Below are 1,412 nucleotides of genomic sequence, written 5' to 3' on the forward strand. Positions count from 1 at the left end.
TTTCATATGAGCAAGTACACCAGACAGTTCAAGCTTTCCGCCATCCAGGCTTTTCTGCAACGTGGCATTGGCTACCGTTTCATAGCCGCACAGTTCCAGATGGATCCCTCCTTACTGCGCCGCTGGGTACAGGCCTACCGCATCCATGGCGAGGCCAGCCTGTCCAGACACGCGCAGACTTTCAGCCCTGAGTTCAAGCTCTCGGTGCTTGAGCGAAAATGGCGCGACAAGTTGTCGTTGCGCGAAACGGCGGCTGTTTTCAACCTGACGCATTCCAGCCAGATAGGCATATGGGAAGCGCAGTACTACAGTGGCGGTATCAAAGCTCTGATAGCAGGGAACAAGGGACCGCGAAACGTCATGATCAAACCATCCACCCCACCCGCCAGCACCTCGCCCAAGTCCGAGGAAGAACTCTCGTACGCCGAACTGCTGGCCAAGCTGCGTCACGCCGAGATGGAGATCGCCTACCTAAAAAAGTTAAAAGAACTGCGCGAGGAGAAGGCGAGACAGAAGAGGGCCGAGAAGAAAAAGTCCTGATCATCTCGGCCCTACGCACCCGCTTCCCGCTCGACGGCCTGCTCAAGCTGGCCGGACTGGCGCGCAGTACGTATTACTACCAGCGCAAGTTGATGGCCGCCGGTGACAAGCTGGCTGCGCTCAAGGACCGTATCCGTGAGATTCAGCAGCGGCATAAAGGTCGCTACGGCTATCGGCGCATGACAGCGACATTGCACAGCGTCGGCCACGCAGTTAACAGTAAGGTCGTGCGGCGACTGATGGCCGAACTCGACCTCAAATGCACGGTGCGCGTGAAGAAGTACAAGTCCTATCGTGGCGAGCCCGGACGCATCGCTCCCAACAAGATGGAGCGCAAGTTTACGGCAGAGGAGCCAAACAGGAGGTGGGTAACGGACGTGACCGAATTCAAGGTGGCGGGTGAAAAGCTGTATCTCTCTCCGGTGCTGGACCTGTTCAATGGTGAGATCGTGGCGCACCAGATCGACACCTCGCCGCACTATCCATTGGTCGGTCAGATGCTCGAGCAGGCGTTGTCACGGCTACCGGAAGGGGCCAGGCCTATGCTGCACTCCGACCAGGGCTGGCAGTATCAGTACTACCGCTACCGGAATCGACTAGAGGAGATGGGACTGGAGCAGAGCATGTCACGCAAAGGCAACTGCCTGGACAATGCGCGAATGGAGAGTTTCTTCGGCACACTGAAGACCGAGATGTATCATGGTCAGCGTTTCGCCAGCATCGAGGATCTGAGCGCTGCAATCGATGAATACATCGATTACTACAACCATGACCGAATCAAGATGGGGCTGGCCGGCCTGAGTCCCGTGGCATACAGGAATCAGGCCGCAGCAGCCTAATCAAAGATTGTCCAACAAATGGGGCGCACCTCA

1 protein-coding gene and 1 pseudogene are annotated in these 1,412 nt (G+C 56.9%); both read left to right on the top strand.

Annotated features, from left to right (window positions below; genetic code table 11):
* Positions 1-6: 6 nt before the first annotated feature.
* Positions 7-105: pseudogene (locus G1E_RS29710) on the top strand (hypothetical protein); the annotation flags it as partial.
* Between the two features lie 185 nt (positions 106-290).
* Positions 291-1,379 carry an IS3 family transposase gene (locus G1E_RS28430; protein WP_232893162.1) on the top strand — a complete coding sequence of 363 codons (1,089 nt, stop codon included), beginning with the start codon at positions 291-293 and terminating at the stop codon, positions 1,377-1,379.
* The last annotated feature ends 33 nt before the right edge of the window (positions 1,380-1,412 follow it).

Source organism: Pseudomonas sp. TJI-51 (assembly GCF_000190455.2).
GTDB lineage: Bacteria > Pseudomonadota > Gammaproteobacteria > Pseudomonadales > Pseudomonadaceae > Aquipseudomonas > Aquipseudomonas juntendi.